The sequence below is a fragment of the Actinoplanes teichomyceticus ATCC 31121 genome, from assembly GCF_003711105.1.
Taxonomy (GTDB): domain Bacteria; phylum Actinomycetota; class Actinomycetes; order Mycobacteriales; family Micromonosporaceae; genus Actinoplanes; species Actinoplanes teichomyceticus.
In genome coordinates, this window is record NZ_CP023865.1 from 2,016,058 (window position 1) to 2,032,722 (window position 16,665).

Annotated in this window: 12 protein-coding genes; 4 read left to right on the plus strand and 8 right to left on the minus strand. The window is 76.0% G+C overall.

Annotated features, from left to right (window positions below; all coding sequences use genetic code 11):
- Positions 1-343 precede the first annotated feature (343 nt).
- Positions 344-1,630 carry an alpha-hydroxy-acid oxidizing protein gene (locus ACTEI_RS09200; protein WP_122977260.1) on the minus strand — a complete coding sequence of 429 codons (1,287 nt, stop codon included), beginning with the start codon at positions 1,628-1,630 and terminating at the stop codon, positions 344-346.
- A 44-nt stretch (positions 1,631-1,674) separates the two neighbouring features.
- Here ACTEI_RS09200 and ACTEI_RS38155 point away from each other — a divergent pair, with 44 nt between their 5' ends.
- From ACTEI_RS38155 to ACTEI_RS09220, 4 genes are all read left to right on the plus strand, one after another.
- Positions 1,675-3,393, plus strand: a complete 1,719-nt coding sequence (locus ACTEI_RS38155; RefSeq protein ID WP_122977261.1) for a DNA polymerase IV — start codon at positions 1,675-1,677, stop codon at positions 3,391-3,393.
- Between the two features lie 247 nt (positions 3,394-3,640).
- Positions 3,641-5,383 carry an aa3-type cytochrome oxidase subunit I gene (gene ctaD / locus ACTEI_RS09210; RefSeq protein WP_122977262.1) on the plus strand — a complete coding sequence of 581 codons (1,743 nt, stop codon included), beginning with the start codon at positions 3,641-3,643 and terminating at the stop codon, positions 5,381-5,383.
- 114 nt (positions 5,384-5,497) lie between these two features.
- A complete protein-coding gene (locus ACTEI_RS09215; protein WP_145830831.1) occupies positions 5,498-7,177 on the plus strand; it encodes an ICP22 family protein in 1,680 nt (559 codons plus the stop codon).
- Positions 7,178-7,730: 553 nt separating this feature from the next.
- Positions 7,731-8,339 (plus strand): TetR/AcrR family transcriptional regulator, encoded by a 609-nt coding sequence (locus ACTEI_RS09220; protein WP_122977264.1) that lies wholly within the window; start codon positions 7,731-7,733, stop codon positions 8,337-8,339.
- A gap of 398 nt (positions 8,340-8,737) precedes the next feature.
- On the opposite strand, the gene ACTEI_RS09225 is transcribed toward ACTEI_RS09220, so the two are convergent.
- The 7 genes from ACTEI_RS09225 to ACTEI_RS09265 all read right to left on the minus strand — a co-directional run bounded on the left by ACTEI_RS09225 (position 8,738) and on the right by ACTEI_RS09265 (position 16,660).
- On the minus strand, positions 8,738-9,577 hold the full coding sequence (locus ACTEI_RS09225) for a GtrA family protein (protein ID WP_122977265.1): 840 nt from the start codon (positions 9,575-9,577) through the stop codon (positions 8,738-8,740).
- 526 nt (positions 9,578-10,103) lie between these two features.
- Positions 10,104-10,991, minus strand: coding sequence for an NAD-dependent epimerase/dehydratase family protein (locus ACTEI_RS09235; RefSeq protein WP_122977267.1), 888 nt, complete (start codon positions 10,989-10,991; stop codon positions 10,104-10,106).
- A gap of 344 nt (positions 10,992-11,335) precedes the next feature.
- Positions 11,336-12,538, minus strand: a complete 1,203-nt coding sequence (locus ACTEI_RS09245; protein WP_239082261.1) for a cytochrome P450 family protein — start codon at positions 12,536-12,538, stop codon at positions 11,336-11,338.
- Positions 12,535-13,287: a glycosyltransferase family 2 protein gene (locus ACTEI_RS09250; protein WP_122977270.1), complete on the minus strand. Its 753-nt coding sequence runs from the start codon at positions 13,285-13,287 to the stop codon at positions 12,535-12,537. Before ACTEI_RS09250 ends, ACTEI_RS09245 begins: the two co-directional genes overlap by 4 nt.
- Entirely contained in the window at positions 13,284-14,897 is a 1,614-nt protein-coding gene (locus ACTEI_RS09255; protein ID WP_122977271.1) for an AMP-binding protein, read from the minus strand. The genes ACTEI_RS09250 and ACTEI_RS09255 overlap by 4 nt, the downstream gene beginning before the upstream one ends.
- Positions 14,898-14,927: 30 nt before the next feature.
- Positions 14,928-15,668, minus strand: coding sequence for a glycosyltransferase family 2 protein (locus tag ACTEI_RS09260; RefSeq protein WP_203723576.1), 741 nt, complete (start codon positions 15,666-15,668; stop codon positions 14,928-14,930).
- On the minus strand, positions 15,665-16,660 hold the full coding sequence (locus ACTEI_RS09265; protein WP_122977272.1) for a 3-oxoacyl-ACP synthase III family protein: 996 nt from the start codon (positions 16,658-16,660) through the stop codon (positions 15,665-15,667). The genes ACTEI_RS09260 and ACTEI_RS09265 overlap by 4 nt, the downstream gene beginning before the upstream one ends.
- Positions 16,661-16,665: the final 5 nt, after the last annotated feature.

The following is a 16,665-nucleotide window of genomic DNA, read 5'->3' on the forward strand; positions in this document are numbered from 1 at the left end:
TTTCTGTTGTCGCCGAGGTGCCCGCCGCGTCTACGGATCGCCGCCCACTCCCGGGCGGTGATCACAGAGCGTGACGGCTCCGCGGGCCGTCGCGCGCTCCGCGAGAGGACCGGCATTGTCGCAGCACACCCCCGGCCGTGGCGAGCCTGCGGGGCGTGGGCGTTCAACCGTCGGCGGGCGCTGTGCGGGGCGTGGGCGTTCAACCGTCGCCGGGCGCTGTGCGGGGCGTGGGCGTTCAACCGTCGGCGGGCGCTGTGCGGGGCGTGGGCGTTCAACCGTCGCCGGGCGCTGTGCGGGGCGTGGGCGTTCAACCGTCGGCGGGCGCTGTGCGGGGCGCGGGCGTTCAACCGTCGCCGTCGCGCTCCGCCGGTTGGGCGCGTACCAGGTCGCGGGTGATCCCGGCGATGTCGCGGGCGCCGGTCAACGCCATGGTCAGATCGAGCTCGGCCACCACGTTGCGGATCACCTCGGCCACGCCGTGCGCGCCGGCCAGGGCGAAGCCGTACAGATGCGGGCGGCCCAGCAGCACCGCGTCGGCGCCCAGCGCGAGCGCGGTGAAGACGTCCGCGCCGGTGCGGATCCCGCTGTCGAACAGCAGGGTCGGCTCCGGCCCCAGCTCGGCACGGATCCCGGCCAGGGCGTCCAGCGCCGCGATCGCGTTGTCCACCTGCCGCCCACCGTGGTTGCTGACCACGACCGCGTCCACGCCGATCTCGAACGCGCGGCGCGCGTCGGCCGGCGTCAGGATCCCTTTCAACACCACCGGCAGCCCGGTCCGCTGCTTCAGCGTCGCCAGGTGTGCCCAGCTCAGGCCGGGGTTGGAGTAGATGTCGAGGAACGTTTCGACGCTGGCGCGCGGGATCGGCGAGCGCAGGTTGGCCCAGAACGGACCCGGGTGGTTGCGGGCCATCGCCAGCAGCGCCCGGATCGCGCCCGGCGTCACCCGGGGCCGCTCCCGGGGCCGGCCGGCGCGCTCGGCGACGATCTCCCGGAACACCGGGTCCGAGGTGTACTGGGCGATCCCCAGCCCCTTGGCGAACGGCAGCGAGCCGAGGTTCAGATCCTGCGGCCGCCAGCCCAGCACCGTGGTGTCCAGGGTGACCACCAGCGCGCCCGCGCCGATCCGCTCGGCCCGCGCGATCAGGCTGTCCACCAGCCGCTCGTCGGAGCTCCAGTAGAGCTGGAACCAGCGCGGGGCGTCGCCCATCGCGGCCGCGCACTCCTCCATCGGATTGCACCCCTGGCTGGAGAAGATGTACGGGGTGCCGGTCGCGGCGGCGCCCCGGGCGATCGCGAGGTCGCTGTCCCGCCCCATCAGCGCGCCCGCGCCGAGCGGGGCGAGGAGCACCGGGCTGGGCAGCCGGCGGCCCAGCAGCTCGACCGACAGGTCCCGGTCGACCGCGCCGGCCGCCATCCGGGGCACGATCGCCCACCGGTCGAAGGCCGCCCGGTTGCGCCGCATGGTCCGGCCCTCACCCGCGCCGCCGGCGACGTACGCCCAGGCCTCGGCGCTGCTCACCCGCCGTGCCCGGCGTTCCAGCTCGGCGAAGTCGGTCGGCACCGCCGGGCGGCGGCCCAGCGTGCCGGCGCGGTAGACGGCCGACTGGCGGGCGAGTCCGGCGTCCGGCATCCGAGGCTCCTAACTTGTCGTACCCGGTGCGTAGGCTGCGGGTCGTGAGGGCGGATCCGAGCATTCTGCACGTGGATCTGGACGCCATGTTCGCCGCGGTCGAGCAGCGCGACAAGGTCTCACTGCGTGGGCGTCCGGTGGTGGTCGGCGGGGTGGCCGGCCGGGGTGTGGTGGCCACCGCCTCCTACGAGGCACGCGCCTTCGGGGTGCGCTCGGCGATGCCGACGGCCCAGGCGCGGCGGCGCTCCCCGCCCAACACGGCGTTCCTGTCGCCCCGCTTCGCGGCGTACAAGAAGACCAGCGAGGTGGTGATGCGGCTGCTGGCCGGGGTGTCGCCGCTGGTCGAGCAGGTGAGCATCGACGAGGCGTACGTGGATCTCGCGGTGACCGCCAACGACCTCAGCACCGCCGGCGTCACCGAGCTCGCGCTGCGCCTCAAGGCGGAGATCGCCGAGGCCACCGGCGGCGTCACCGGCTCGATCGGCGCCGCCTCGTCCAAGCTCCTCGCCAAGATCGGTTCAGATCTCCACAAGCCGGACGGCCTGACCGTGGTCCCGCCCGGCGCGGAGCTGGCCGTGCTGCACCCGCTGCCGGTGAGCCGGCTGGGCGGGGTCGGCCCGGCCACCGAGCAGCGCCTGCACCGCTCCGGCGTGCGCACCGTCGGCGACCTGGCCGCGGTCCCGCTGGAGCTGCTCGTCGACTGGTTCGGCACCGCGCACGGGACCGGGCTGTACCGCCTGGCCCGGGCGCAGGACGACCGGCCGGTGGTCAGCGAGCGGGAGGCCAAGTCGGTCTCCGCGGAGGAGACGTTCGACGTCGACGTGACCGATCCGGTGCGGCTGCACCGCGAGCTCGACCTGCTGGCCGCCCGGGTGGCCGGGCGGCTGCGGGGCAACGGGCTGACCGGGCGGACGGTCAACATCAAGGTCCGGCACCACGACTTCACCACGGTGACCCGCGCGGTCACCCGGGAGCAGCCGACCGACGACGGGCGGCTGATCGCCCACCTGGCCCGGCGGCTGCTCGCCGAGATCGACACCTCCGGCGGGATCCGCCTGCTCGGGGTGGGCGTGTCGGCACTGGCCGATTTCGCCCAGGACGACCTGTTCTCCGGGGCCTTCGCCGGGGCGGCCGGTGACGTCTTCGGGCCGGCGGAGCTGTTCTGGGCCGGGGCACCCGAGCCGGGGCTGCTGGCGGCGGCCGCGCCGGGCACGCCGGCGGGCGGGACGGCCGGGCCCGCCCCGGCCGTGCTGGGCGGGTTCGCGACCGGCGCCGCGTTGCCGGCCGCCGGTGATGCCGCCGCGCCCGCCGCCCCGCCCGATTCCGCCGGTTCGGCTGCCGCCGACCCGGCTGCCGCCGACCCGGCTGCCGCCGACCCGGCTGCCGCCGGCCCGGCTTTCGCCGCCGCGCCCGATCCGACCGGCCCGGCTGCCGCGGCTTCCGCCGCTGGATCGGCTTCCGTCGCTGGCCCAGCTTCCGCTGGCCCGGCTGTCGCCGGGTCGGTGGAGCGGCCGGAGCCCGGCCCGGAGGAACCGCCCCGGGCGCCGGGTGGCGCGCCGTCGGTGACCTGGCGGCCGGGGCAGGACGTGCGGCACGAGGAGTACGGTGCGGGCTGGGTGTGCGGCAGCGGTCTGGGGCGGGTCACGGTCCGGTTCGAGGGGCCGCTGACCCCGCCCGGCCCGTCCCGCACGTTCGCCGTGGACGACCCGCGGCTGCATCCGACCGACCCGCCCGACTGGACGGCGCCCGCCGACGTGCCGTGACCAGGGGCGCGGACTCCGCCCGCCGACGTGCCGTGACCAGGGGCGCGGACTCCGCCCGCCGCCCTGCCGTGACCAGCGGCGCGTGCCCCGCCCGTCGGCTCGGGAGTCCGGTGCGCGTCATCGAACCTGCCGATATTGGCGGATGGCGCACCGCCGCGGGGTTGACCGAGAACAACAGATATGGAGCGGTTGGCGAGGCGAAATCGGGGGAGTACGAACAGGTCGAGAGTGTCTGGCTGGAGGTTGGATGACCACCGTCGCGCCGCGTCCCGTGCAGAGCCGGCCATGGCCGGTCCGCCGTCAGGTCAGAGGGTCCGCGCTGGCCCGCGTCCTGCGGACCACCGATGCCAAACAGATCGGCATCATGTACATGGTCACCGCGTTCGCCTGGTTCGTGCTCGGCGGCCTCCTCGCGCTCATCATGCGGGCCGAGCTGGCCCGGCCCGGCATGCAGATGCTCTCGCCGGAGCAGTACAACCAGCTGTTCACCATGCATGGCACGATCATGCTGCTGTTCTTCGCGACGCCGATCGTGTTCGCCTTCGCCAACTTCGTCGTCCCCATCCAGATCGGCGCGCCCGACGTCGCCTTCCCGCGGCTCAACGCGTTCGCCTACTGGTTGTACCTCTTCGGCGGCCTGATCGCCCTGGGCGGCTTCCTCACCCCGGGTGGGGCGGCCGACTTCGGCTGGACCGCCTACGTGCCGCTCAGCAACGGGGAGCACTCCCCGGGTGTGGGCGGCAACATGTGGGTGGTCGGCCTGGCCATCTCCGGCGTCGGCACCATCCTCGGCGCGGTCAACATGATCACCACGATCCTGACCCTGCGCGCGCCCGGGATGACCATGTTCCGGATGCCCATCATGACGTGGAACATCCTGCTCACCAGCCTGCTGGTGGTGCTGGTCTTCCCGTTCCTGGCGGCCGCGCTGTTCGCCCTCGCCGCGGACCGGGTGCTGCAGGCGCACGTGTTCGATGCGGCCACCGGCGGCCCGCTGCTCTGGCAGCACCTCTTCTGGTTCTTCGGCCATCCCGAGGTGTACATCATCGCCCTGCCGTTCTTCGGCATCATCACCGAGGTCGTCCCGGTCTTCAGCCGCAAGCCGGTCTTCGGCTACAAGCCGCTGGTGGCGGCCACCCTGCTGATCGCCGGGCTGTCGATGAGCGTCTGGGCGCACCACATGTTCGCCACCGGCCAGGTGCTGCTGCCGTTCTTCAGCCTGCTGAGCTACCTGATCGCGGTGCCCACCGGGATGAAGTTCTTCGTCTGGATCGGCACCATGTGGCGTGGCCAGCTCACCTTCGAGTCACCGATGCTGTTCGCCATCGGGTTCCTGGTGACGTTCCTGCTCGGCGGGCTGACCGGGGTGCTGCTGGCCTCCCCGCCGGTGGACTTCCACGTGCACGACAGCTACTTCGTGGTGGCGCACTTCCACTACGTGCTGTTCGGAACGATCGTGTTCGCCGTGTTCTCCGGGATCTACTTCTGGTTCCCGAAGATGTTCGGGCGGATGCTCGACGACCGGCTCGGCAAGGTGCATTTCTGGCTCACCTTCATCGGCTTCCACACCACCTTCCTGGTGCAGCACTGGCTGGGCAACGACGGCATGCCCCGGCGGTACGCGGACTATCTGGACACCGACGGGTTCACCGGCCTGAACACCATCTCGACGATCGGGTCGTTCATCCTCGGGGCGGCGACGCTGCCGTTCCTCTACAACGTGTGGAAGTCGTACAAGAGCGGCAGGGTCGTCACCGCGAACGACCCGTGGGGGCATGGCAACTCGCTGGAGTGGGCGACGTCCTGCCCGCCGCCGCTGCGCAACTTCGACCGGATGCCGCGGATCCGGTCCGAGCGGCCCGCCTTCGACCTCAAGTTCCCCGAGCTCGCGGCCGGTGCGCAGACCGAGGCGGGACCGCCCGAGGGTGGGGCCCGCCCGCTCACCCAGGAATCCCACGGCGGTGCGACTTACCAGGAAAGTCGAGAATAGGGGCATTTGCCGGTATGCCCGAATAGCGGGCGGCTCAGGGAGCGGCCGTAGCCGGATCAGGGAGCTATCCGATGGAAGGTCGGACACTTCCTCCTTTATCCGGAAGGATGCTTCATGCCGCTCGCCCGTCGCCCCGTTCCCCGGCCACGCCGTTCCCGCAGCGCCGCACCCGCCGCCGCCACGGCAGTCGCCGCCGTGGCGCTGGCGGTGCCCGCCATGCCCGCCACGGCCGGCGGCGCATCCTGCGGGACCGGGCGGTTCACCGCGACGTCGCAGGCCGACCTGGCGCGGATCGCCGTACTCGACCCGGGACCGCTCGCCGCCGGCCTGCCCGCCCTCGCCGACGTCCGCCTCGGCCCCGCGCACGGTGCCGTCGACACCCGCAACCGCAGCGGCAAGACCGCGGCCACCGCCGGATACGCCGATGCCCGGCTGCTCGGCATGCACCTGCCCGGGCTCCCGCTGCGCGACGCCGTCGCCGACCATCGGGCCCCCGGCCGGGGACCCGGCCCGGTGCAGGTCACGCTCGCCGCCCTCAACGCCGGCGGCCTGGCCACCGCCCGACTCGGCAAGGCCAGCGCCGAGGCGACCTGGACCGACGGGTACCACTGCGGCCGGACCGGCGCGCTGACCCGCGCGGCCACCATGATCCAGGGCCTGAGCGTGCTCGGCGGCGCCGGCACGACACCGGCCATCCAGGCGGTCAGCAAGCACGGCCACACCGGCCGCCGGACCAGCCTGCTCAAGGTCGGCCCGACCGGCTCCACGCAAAGCGCCACGGACCTGGTGAAACTGCGGGGCGGGCGGATCGGCGTACGGTCGTGTGCCGGTGTCGCCCTCGGCAACCTGACCCTCTTCGCCGGCACCCCGCAGGAGATCACCGCCAAGGTGATCAGCCAGCCGCGTCTGGAGGCGGTCGCCGGCGGCGACCGCCAGCATTCCGCAGTGACCTATCGGCCCGCCGTCCTCTCGGTCACCTCCGGAGGCAAGCCGGTGACCGGCCTGGACGGTGAGCACGACAGCGTCTCCGTCGACCTCCTCGGCCGGATGGCCGCGGATCGGCCGGCGGCGCCGCTCACCGTGCGGCTCTCGCTCGGCTCACCGAGCCAGGAGATCGGCGACTCCCAGGTGCGAGCACAGGCCGCCGCGCTGCGGGTCGAGGTGAAGCTGGGCTCCGCGCATGTGCTCGACGTCGCGCTCGGCCACCTGTCGGTGTCGGCGACCGCCCCGGCCCGCTCGGGCGGGCGGACGCCCGGTGGCTACGCGGCCGCGCCGGCCGATGCCGATCACCCGGGCGGATCGGGGGCGGACGAGCCCGGCGGTTCGTCGGCGGACCAGCCCGGCTCGCCCGTGGGCTCGTCGGCGGATCAGCCGGGTTCGCCCGCGGATCAGCCGGGCTCGTCCGCGGATCAGCCGGGCTCGCCCGCCGACTGGCCGGCGGACCGGCCCGGGGCGCCCGCCGGATCGGCGGGAGACCAGCCTGACGGCTCGCCCGCCGGCCAGGGTGCCGACTCACCCGCGGGCCAGTCCGGCGACTCGCCGGGCGGCGCGGGCGGCCGCCCGGCGCCGGGCACCGCTTCGCGGCACACCGGCCCGGGTCGTCCGGGGGCGGCGCAGGATGGCGCCTCCCGGTCGCCGGCCGGCGTCACCCCGGCTTCCGGTACGCCCAAAGCCGCCGGACTCGCCCTGACCGGCACGAACGTGGCAGCGGTGGGACTGGGCGGGGTGGCCCTGGTCAGTGTCGGCCTGGCCACCCTGTTCCTCACCCGACGCCGTCGCGGCACCGGGCGCTGACCGGCTGCCCGGCACCACGCTGACCGGCTGCTCGGTACCGACAGCGCTGCCCGGCTGCTCGGTACCGACAGCCCTGCCCGGCCCTGCCCGGCCCTACCCGGCACCGCTGCCGGCCGCCGGGGCCGGGTAGGGCCGGGCAGCCCCGGGACGCGGTGGGGGCGGGGCGGTTGGGTGGCGTTGCGCCTTGCGGGGGCCGCCGTGGCGGGAGTCGTGCCGGCGGCCCCGGAGCGCGGCGCGAGTGGTTCCGGAACGCGAGGTGTTTGCCTTCCGCCGCCCGGCATGGTTTGGTCCGCGTCTACCACCGGAACTCCGTCGTTGGAGCCGTTGGGTGTCAGGTGCCGTGACGCGGGCATCCACCGGTGAGAGCTCCGGCGGTCGGCCGCCGCCCCGCATCGCGGGGATTCGCTCCGGCGGCCGACCGCCGGCCCCGGTCCGCCCACCGCGAACCGGCTCGGGCGTACCGGGCCTTCTCCGGCGCGCCGGGCCGGAGGTCCCGCCCGGGAGTGGCTATGGGGCTGGTGGGCGGTCCGGGAAACCGCCATAAGATGATCGTGTGGCGACGCAGAACCTCCCACCCCGGGACGCGATCCGTCGTGCGGCCGGGGAGCTGTTCGTCCGGGACGGCTACGGCGCCACCACGGTGCGGGCCATCGCGGCGGCGGCCGGATGCGACCCGGCGCTGGTGATCCGGCACTTCGGGTCCAAGGAGGGTCTCTTCCTCGCCGCCGTGTCGGTCTCCGGCGACCTGACCGGCATCCTGACCGGCCCGATCGAGTCGATCGGGCGCGAGCTGGTCCGTTACGTGCTGGACGGCGCGGAGAGCCCGGTCGCCGGGGTCTACCGCGCCCTGCTCACCGCCTCCGACCGTCCGGAGATCAAGGAGCGCCTCCGTGCCTCGGTGCACGACGTCTTCGTCGGCCCGCTCGCCGAACGCATCGGCGGGGCCTACCCGGAACTGCGCGCCCGCCTGGCCGCGGCCCAGTTCGCCGGCCTGATCAACGCCTGCTGGCTGGTCGCCGACCCGGTTCTGGCCTGCGCCGAGCGTGAAGCCGTGGTGGCCCTCTACGGCGACGCCATCCAGCGCTTGCTCACCTGCGAAGACCCGCCCACTCCCGGCCGGCCCGGCGATTCCAACGCCGGTACCGGCGGCCCCGTCGGCTGAACCGACCGCGGCGCCCCGCGCCGGGGAATCACCCGGGTCTGCAGGCGCGGCGTCTCGCGGGTCGAGTGGCGCGCCGGTTCCTGCGACGGCGGGCGCCGATCACGGGCCCGCTTCCTGGTCCCCGGTGGGTGAGGCTCTCCGGTCCCCGCTTGTGGGGCATTCCGGCCCCGACGGGCGTGAGCTCTCCGCTCGAGCGCGCTCGGAGTGTGAGCTCTCCGCCCGGCGAGCCCGGAGTGTGAGCTTTCCGCCCGAGCGCGCGCTCCGAGTGTGAGCTTTCCGCCCGAGCGCGCGCTCGGAATGTGAGCTCTCCGCCCGGCGAGCCCGGAGTCTGAGCTTTCCGCCCGGCGCGCCCGGAGCTGGTGACGAGCGCGGGCGAAGGGGCGGCCCCGCGTTCGTCACTAGCTCCGGGCGGTCAGGTGCTGGCGGCGGTTGCGGTGCCAGGTGCGGATGCGTCCGGCGGGGCGCTGGTTGAGGACGCCCGGCCCGGAATGGCTGGAGCAGAGACGCGCGGTGGGGATGGGAGCCAGCGTGCCCAGGCAGGCGAGGACCGCCAGGGGCAGGCCGCCGGGAGTGCCGCAGGCCGTGCGCAACGCGTCGCCCGGAACGGCCGTGGTGAAGTCGGGCGTCCCGGCGGCGGTGGGCGCGCCGGGCGTCCGGGGGAGGGGGCGGGCGCCGGTCGCGGAGGTGCGGACGAAGCGGCGCAGGGCGGTGCGGCGGGAGCGGCGGCTGCGGATCGTGCCACCCGGGACCTCGCCGGCGGTGGCCGTCGCGGCGGTGGCGGACTCCGGCGCGGGGGTGTGGCGGCGGGCGGCGAACACCCAGCCGCGCAGGATGAGGTAGCGGGCGCCGCCCACCACGCTGCCGGTCAGGGCCAGGATCAGCGACTCGGTCAGCGCCGACGGGTGCGGTCCGGCTATGCCGCTCAGCCACGGGGCCACCGCGAGGTTCGCCAGGTAGACGACGACCGACGTGAGACCGGCTTCCCAGTGCAGGCGGCCGATCGCCGAGGTGGTCACGTTGAAGGTGATCCGGCGGTGGGCCTCGGTGTTCGCCGGGGTCACCACGAGCAAAGCCAGCCAGCTCGCCCAGGTGGCCGCGAGCACCTCGCGCACGGAGACGTAGACGATCGTCTGCAGGACCGTGCTCAGCGCGCCGACCAGCATGAACCACAGCAGCTGGCGGGGCACGGTCGCGCTCCACGCGGATGGGCGGGCGAGCCGTCCGGTCGGACTAGGCATGACTGAACGCTTTCGGACAGCGATGGGTACCGCCGTAGTGTCAACATCGTTGACGGGCCCTGTCAACGCCGTTGACACCGTGATGCAGGTTACCCTGCGCCATCGTTTGGTGGCGGTGTGAGGTGGGTTCTGTCCGTTTTCATGGACCGGTTCAGGGTAGAAGATCCGATTTGGCGCACCCGGTTCGGCCGGCTTGACGCGCGGACGACCTGAGGATCTGCAACCTTGCCGTTACCGAGCTGTTTCCGATCAGCGATGCCGGATCACGGGACGGGGCCTCGGCCGTACGCCGGTGGTCGCCGCCGGCGCACCATGCGTCGCTCCGCGGCGGCGGCCACCGGCCACGCCGCGTGCGGCACGGCGGACCGGATCCCGCGCACCGGTCCGGATCCCGCGCACCGGTCCGGTCCCGCGGTCCGGATCGCGCACCGGTCCGGATCCCGCGCACCGGTCCGGTCCCGCGGTCCGGATCGCGCACCGGTCCGGATCGCGCCGCCGGCGGCAGCGGCCGCGATCCGGCCCGGCCTCATCCAGCCGCGTCGGCGAGTGTGCCGAGGTAGTCGCGCAACGAGCGGGCCGGCCGCCATCCCTGCGCGCTCGCGCGCGCGATGTCGAGGACGACCGGGGCGGTCAGTTGCTCCAGGGCGTACCGGGAGAGGACCGGCTCGTGACGGGTGAGCCGGGCCAGACCGGTGGCCGCCCCGGCGGCCGCGCGGGCCAGGCCGAGCGGCAGGTGCCGCACCGGCACGCCGCAGACCGCCGCCACCGTGGCGTCCCGGCTGTAGGCGGCGGCGTCGGCGATGTTGTAGGCGCCCGGCGGCCAGGCGGGCGCGGCCAGGCAGGCGTCGGCGAGGTTCTCCACGGCGGTCAGGCTGAGCCGGATGTCCGGGCCCGGCAGCAGGGCGCGGCCGCCGCGCACGGCGCGGCGCAGGCGGGGAAGCAGGTGCGGATCGCCCGGGCCGTAGACGGCCCGCGGCCGCAGGACGACGGCGCCGGCGGCGAGGGCCAGGCGTTCCCCCGCGGCCTTCGTTCTCCCGTACGCGGTGAGCCCGCCCAGCGGCTGGTCCTCGCGGATCGGGGTGCGGCTGGGGGCGTACACGCTGGCGCTGCTCACCCAGACCAGCGGGCGGCCGTCGACGGCCTGCAGCAGGCGGGCGGTGCCACCGACGTTCACGGCGTGGAAGCGTGCCGCAGCGGCGCGGCCGGGCGGTGGATCGCCGACCGCGGCGGCCAGGTGCAGCACGAGGTCGGCCCCGGTGAGGTCGGGGACGGCGCGGGTGGCGTCCCAATGCCGGTGCTCGCCCAGCGGGCCGGGGCGGCGACCCAGGCAGATGACCGTGGCGCCGGCCGCGGCGGCGGCCCGGGCGACCGCGGAGCCGCAGAAGCCGCTGGCGCCGGTGACCGCGATCCGCATCCCGCGCAGCGGCAGGCCGGCCGCGCTGTCCGCTCCACCGACCCTGCTGCCCGCGCCCCTGGCCCTGCTGCCCGTGCTGCCCGCGCCCCTGGCCCTGCTGCCCGTGCTGCCCGCGCCCCTGGCCCTGCTGCCCGTGCTGCCCGCGCCCCTGGCCCTGCTGCCCCCGCTGCCTGCGCCGCCGGCCCCGCTGCCTGCGCCGCCGGCCCCGCTGCCGCTGCTTGCGCCGCCGGCCCCGCTGTCCGCGTCACCGTCTGCGCGGTCCGCGGCGGGCCCGGTGGCGCGGACCGCGGGCCGGACGGGGTCGCCGTCGCCCGGGGCCGGGCGGTCCGCGGCGGCCGGGGCGGTCATCGGGTCGCCGCCAGGATCAGGCGGGACCAGCCGGGCAGCGCGCCGTGCCGGTCGACGCGGGCGCGGACCACCCGCGGGCGGTGCCGGGCCAGCGCCCGCAGGGCGTCGGTGAGCTGCCGGCGGGCCAGGCGGGCGCCGGGGCAGGCGTGCGTACCCGCGCCGAAGACCAGCTGCGCGATCTGCGGCGGAGCGGGATCGGCCGGGCACGGGTCGGTGCGGTGCGCGTCCACGGCGTGGCGGGCGACCAGGATCAGCCGGTCGCCGCGGCGCACCGGGCAGGAGCCCGCCGTGCCCGGGGCCGCCGCGACCCTGGGCAACAGCGGGGTGGGCGCGGTGACCCGCAGCAGCTCGGAGGTCAGCGCGTCCGGCGCGGTCTCGGCGTAGCGCCACAGGCCGGCGTCGGCGCACCAGGCCGCGGCCCGCGGCAGCGCGGCGACGGTCGTGTTGATCGCGGCCACGGCGAGCATGGCGGCGAGCGCCACACCGTCGGTCACCCGGTCCCGCGCGGCGACCGGCGCCGGGTGACCGGCGGGGCAGCCGTCGGGGCGCGCCGCCGGACCGGTGGCGCCGGTCGAGGCCACCAGGGCGGTCAGATCGGCCGCGGCGGCCCGCGCGGCGCGGCGCAGCCCGGGGCGGGGGATGCCGGGGAGGTGCTCCCGGGCGGCCGTGGCCGCCGCGGCGCGGGCGGCGGCCGCCAGCGCGTGCGGGTCGGCGTCCAGGTCGAGCAGGGCGGCGGCGGTGGCGCCGGCCATCTCGGCGGCCACGTCGACCAGATCGATCGTGGCGCCGCCGGCCAGCGGGGCGAGCCGCCGGTCGAGGACGGCGGTCCAGACCGGGCGCAGCCGTTGCACGCCGTCGGCGCCGAGGGCGTCGGCGAGCGCGCGCCGGGTGCCGCGGTGCTCGTCGCCGTCCTGGTCGAACAGCAGGCCGCCGCCGGTCAGGTCACCGGCCGCGCCTCCGGTGGTGCCGGCGGCGGAGCGGTCCAGCGGGATCCGGGTGAGGCCGTCGCGGAACGCGTCCCGGGAGTGGATCAGGACGGTGCCGCCGAGCCGCCGGACCGGCCGGCCACGGGTGAGCGTGAGCAGCGTGAACAGCACCGGGTGGCGGAACGAGTACACCCGCCGGTCGCGCCGCCGGGCCCGCCGCATCCCGCTGCCGGTCCGGCGCGCCGGGCGACCGGACGGTTCGGCAGGCGTCATCGGACGTGCACCTCGGTGGCGGTGGGCGGCAACCAGCGCCGGTCCCAGTACCACAGCAGGGTGCGGCGCGCGCCCCAGGCCCGCAGCCGGCGCAGGCTCGCCTCGACCACGAGGTCCTCGGCGCGCACGATCCGGTCGGTGTGGCGGCGGGCGCGGTTGAGCAGGGTGACGTCCTCGGACCCGGCTTCCAGGGGCTCGCGGGCGGTGCCGCCGCAGCGCCGGTACAGGTCGGCGGTCAGGGCCAGGTTGTGGCCGTGGACCAGGACGTACGGGGTGCGGAAGTCCGGCGCCCGGTGCGCGCCGCGGTACCGGCCGTAGAGCGCGGCGAGCCGGACCACGGCCGGGAACACGTGGCGCTCGGCCAGGGACGGGTGCTCGTCCCGGCGCGGGACGCTGCGGCCGCAGACCAGTTCGGCGCCGGAGGTCAGGTACGCGCGGGCGGTCGCCACCCAGCCGGGGCCGGGCCGGCAGTCGGCGTCGGTGCGGGCCAGCAGGGTGGCGCCGTGCGCGATGGCGTACCGGAAGCCGGTGTCGGCCGCCGTACCGGCGCCGGGCTCCGGCTCGGTCACCACCTCGATCGGGAACGGCGCGCCGCACCGGCGGACCACGGCCGCGGTGTCGTCGGTGGACGCGTTGTCGACGACGACCAGGGTGAAGTCGGTGTCGGTCTGGGCGGCCAGGGCGTCCAGGGTGGCGCCGATCGAGGCGGCCTCGTTGAAGGCGGGCACGATGACGGCGAGGGGTCTCATCGGCGTACCTCGGCTCGGGCGAACGCGGCGGCGGCCGCGCGGTCCGGCTTGCGGGAGCGGCCGGCCAGCGGCACGGGCGCGAGGAGAACCCGGTCCGGCCGGGCGGCGCCCATCCGCCGCAGCGGGTCGCGCAACGCGGCCCGGACCGCCGAGGGGTCCGCGCCCGGTGCGGTCTCGACGATCGCCACGACCTGCTCGTCGCCGTCGGTGGCCGGGATCCCGACCAGGACGGCCAGGGACACGCCGGGCACGTGCAGGGACGGCTCGTAGAGTCCGGGATAGATGTTCTCGGCGCGGCGCAGGATCATGTCCTTGGCCCGCCCGGCCAGGACGACCCGGCGGCCGTCGAGGCGGGCGAGGTCGCCGGTGGCGATCCACTCGTGTGGTTCGGCGCCCAGATAGCGGTCGCAGACCCCGGCCCCGGCCAGCAGCAGCTCCCCGGCCCGGTCCGAGCCCGGAGCGGGACCGGGGGGTGCTGAACCGGGGCGCGTGCCGGGTCCGGGTCCGGAGGGTGCTGAACCGGGGCGCGTGCCGGGTCCGGAGGATGCGCCCGGCGCGGGAAGCTGCGGTGTGCCCGGCGCGGGGCGCGACGGCGCGCCCGGCGGCGGGCCGAGCCGGGCGCGGACACCCGGCAGCAGCTCGCCGACCAGGTCGCCGTCCGCGGTGTGCGCGGCCTTCCCGGCCGCTTCGACGGCGGCCGCCGGGAAGACCTCGGTCAGCGCGTACACGCACCACGCCTGCTCGGCCCCGGCCGCCCGGACCCGGTCGAGCAGCGCCGCCGAGACCGGCGCGGATCCGCTGTAGACCCGGCCGCCGAACGGGACCCCGGCGTCCAGCGCGGCCCGCAGCTGCGGCGGTGTCAGATAGGTGGCCTGTGGCCGCAGCGCGGTCATCTGCCGGGCCAGCGAGCCTGGCCGGCGGGCCGGCACGGCCACCGGCGCGCCCACGGCCAGCGCCGGGACCAGCACGAAGAACATCCCGCCGAGGATCGGCACGCCGGGCCGCGGTCGTACCAGCTCGGCGACCGCGCGCATCCCGGCCCCGAGTCCGGTCCGGGTGTGCACGACGGCGCGCGGGCTGGCCGTCGTCCCGGAGGTGAAGATGACCACCGCGTCCCCGTCGCCGTCGAAGACCGCCGGGAGCGGGCCGCCCGGCGGCAGGGCCGGGGCGGACCCGGGCAGGCGGCGGCCGACGGTGACGGTCGGGGCGAGCCGGGACAGGTCGGGCAGGGCCAGGCCGGCGCGGCGGGCCAGCGGCGCGGCCCAGCCGGCGACCGCCTGGGCGGCCGCGTCGGCGACGATCAGCGCCGGCCGCGCCAGCGCGAGCCGGGCGAGCAGGACGTCCGGCCCGGCGGAGGGGTCGAGCACGGCGATGCGCAGGCCCATCCGGTACGCGGCCAGCAGCACCGCCAGGGCCCGCGCCCCCGGGCGCACGGCGACCCCGAGTGTGTCGCCGGGGCGCAGACCACGGGCGTGCAGGGCGGCGGCGTACCGGTCGCGAAGCTCGGCCAGGTCTCCCCGGCTGACCCGGCGGCGGCCCAGCAACGCCGGGGTGTCGTCGCCGGGCCGCAGGCCGGCGGTCAGCTCATCGAGCACGGCAGCGCCCGGCATGGCGGGGACGGGTGATGGTCGCCGGCATGGTCACCTCGGGTCCGGGGTGAGCGGGCCGCTGCCGCGGTCGAGGTACCACCGGGCGGTGCCCAGCACGCCGTACGCGGTGAGCCGCCGCGTCGAGTTCTCCACGACCATCTCCCGGCTGCGGACGATCGACGCCGTGGTGCGGCGCACCCGGTTGAGGAACATCCGGTCGGTCGGCGACGGCCGCCGCGGCATCCCGCCGCAGGCCTGGTAGAGCGCCGCGGTGATGGCCATGTTGTTCCCGGCGTGCATCCGGTACGGCGTGCGGTAGCCGTGGCCGCGGTGCGCCGGGCGCAGCCGGCCGAACGCGGCGGCGATCGTGACCAGCCCGGCGAAGGCCACCCGCCCGGCCGGGCCGTGCTCGTCGCGGCGTGCGGTGATCCGCCCGCACACCATGCCGGCCCCGCCGTGCAGCGCGGCCCGGGCCGCCGCCACCCAGCCGGGCCGGGGCAGGCAGTCCGCGTCGGTACGGGCCAGGAAGCCGGCCCCGGCGGCGATGGCGTGCCGGAACCCGGTGTCGACGGCGCAGCCGACGCCCTTCTCCGGCTCGGCGATCAGGCGCACCGGGAACGGGGCGCGGCCGGCGAACGCCTCGACCGCGCCGGCCGTGGTGTCGGTCGAGCCGTTGTCGACCACGAGCAGGGTGAAGCCGGTGTCGGTCTGGGCGGCCAGGGCGTCCAGCGTGGCGCCGATCCGGGCGGCCTCGTTGTATGCCGGGACCACCACCCACAGGTTCGTGGTCACGAGTGCTCCCAGACCATGGTCATCATGCTGACCCCGCCGCCGAGGCCCATGAAGAGCACCCGGTCGCCCGTGGTCAGCTGCGGCGCGACCCGGGCCAGCTGTACGCCGAGGGTGGCGCTGGCGACGTTGCCGAGCCCGGTCACGGTGATCTCCAGCCGGTCCCGGGGCACGCCGGTGACCTCGATGAACCGGTCCAGGTAGGGCAGGGTCACCTGGTGCACCAGGATCCGGGCGTAGTCGGTGTGCTCCAGGCCGGTGCGGGCCCGGACCCGGTCCAGGATGCTGGCGCCGACCTTCTCGAAGACGCCGCGCAGCCGGTGCCCGTCGCCGGTGAAGTAGGTGTGCTCGTCGCCGCGCGGGTGCCGGGAGCCGCCGCCCGGGATGCCGCCGACCGTCCAGTGCTGCGAGTGCGTCTCGGTGTCGATGTCCAGGATGCCGCCGCGGGCGACCGGTTCGAGCACCACGGCGGCCCCGGCGTCACCGAAGGTGAACCCGGCGAACGAGCGGCGCGCCTGCTGGAGGCTGTCGACGCGGCCGCGCATCGCCCGGGTCGGAGTCTCGCCGGTGACCACCAGGGCGCGGCGGGCCCGGCCGGCCAGGATCATCGCGCGGGCCAGGTCGATGCCGTTGACGAAGCTGTTGCAGGCGTTGGTGACGTCCAGCGCGTGCGCCCGGCTGCCGAGCTCGGCCTGCACGATGTGCGCGGTGGCCGGTTCGACCATGTCGCGGGAGGCGGAGGCGAACAGCAGCAGGTCGATGTCGAGCGGGTCCAGGTCGGCGTGGGCCAGGGCGGCGCGGGCGGCGTGCACGGCGAGGGTGGAGGCGTACTCGCCGGGGCCGGCGACGCGGCGCCGCTCGATGCCGGTGAGCCGGGCGAACAGCCCGCGGGGCAGGCGGACGCCACCGGCGGTGGCCACCCCGTCCTGCAACTGCCCGGTGGTGACCTCGCGCTCCGGAAGGTACGCGCCCACCCCGGTTATCCCGACATACATGAGCG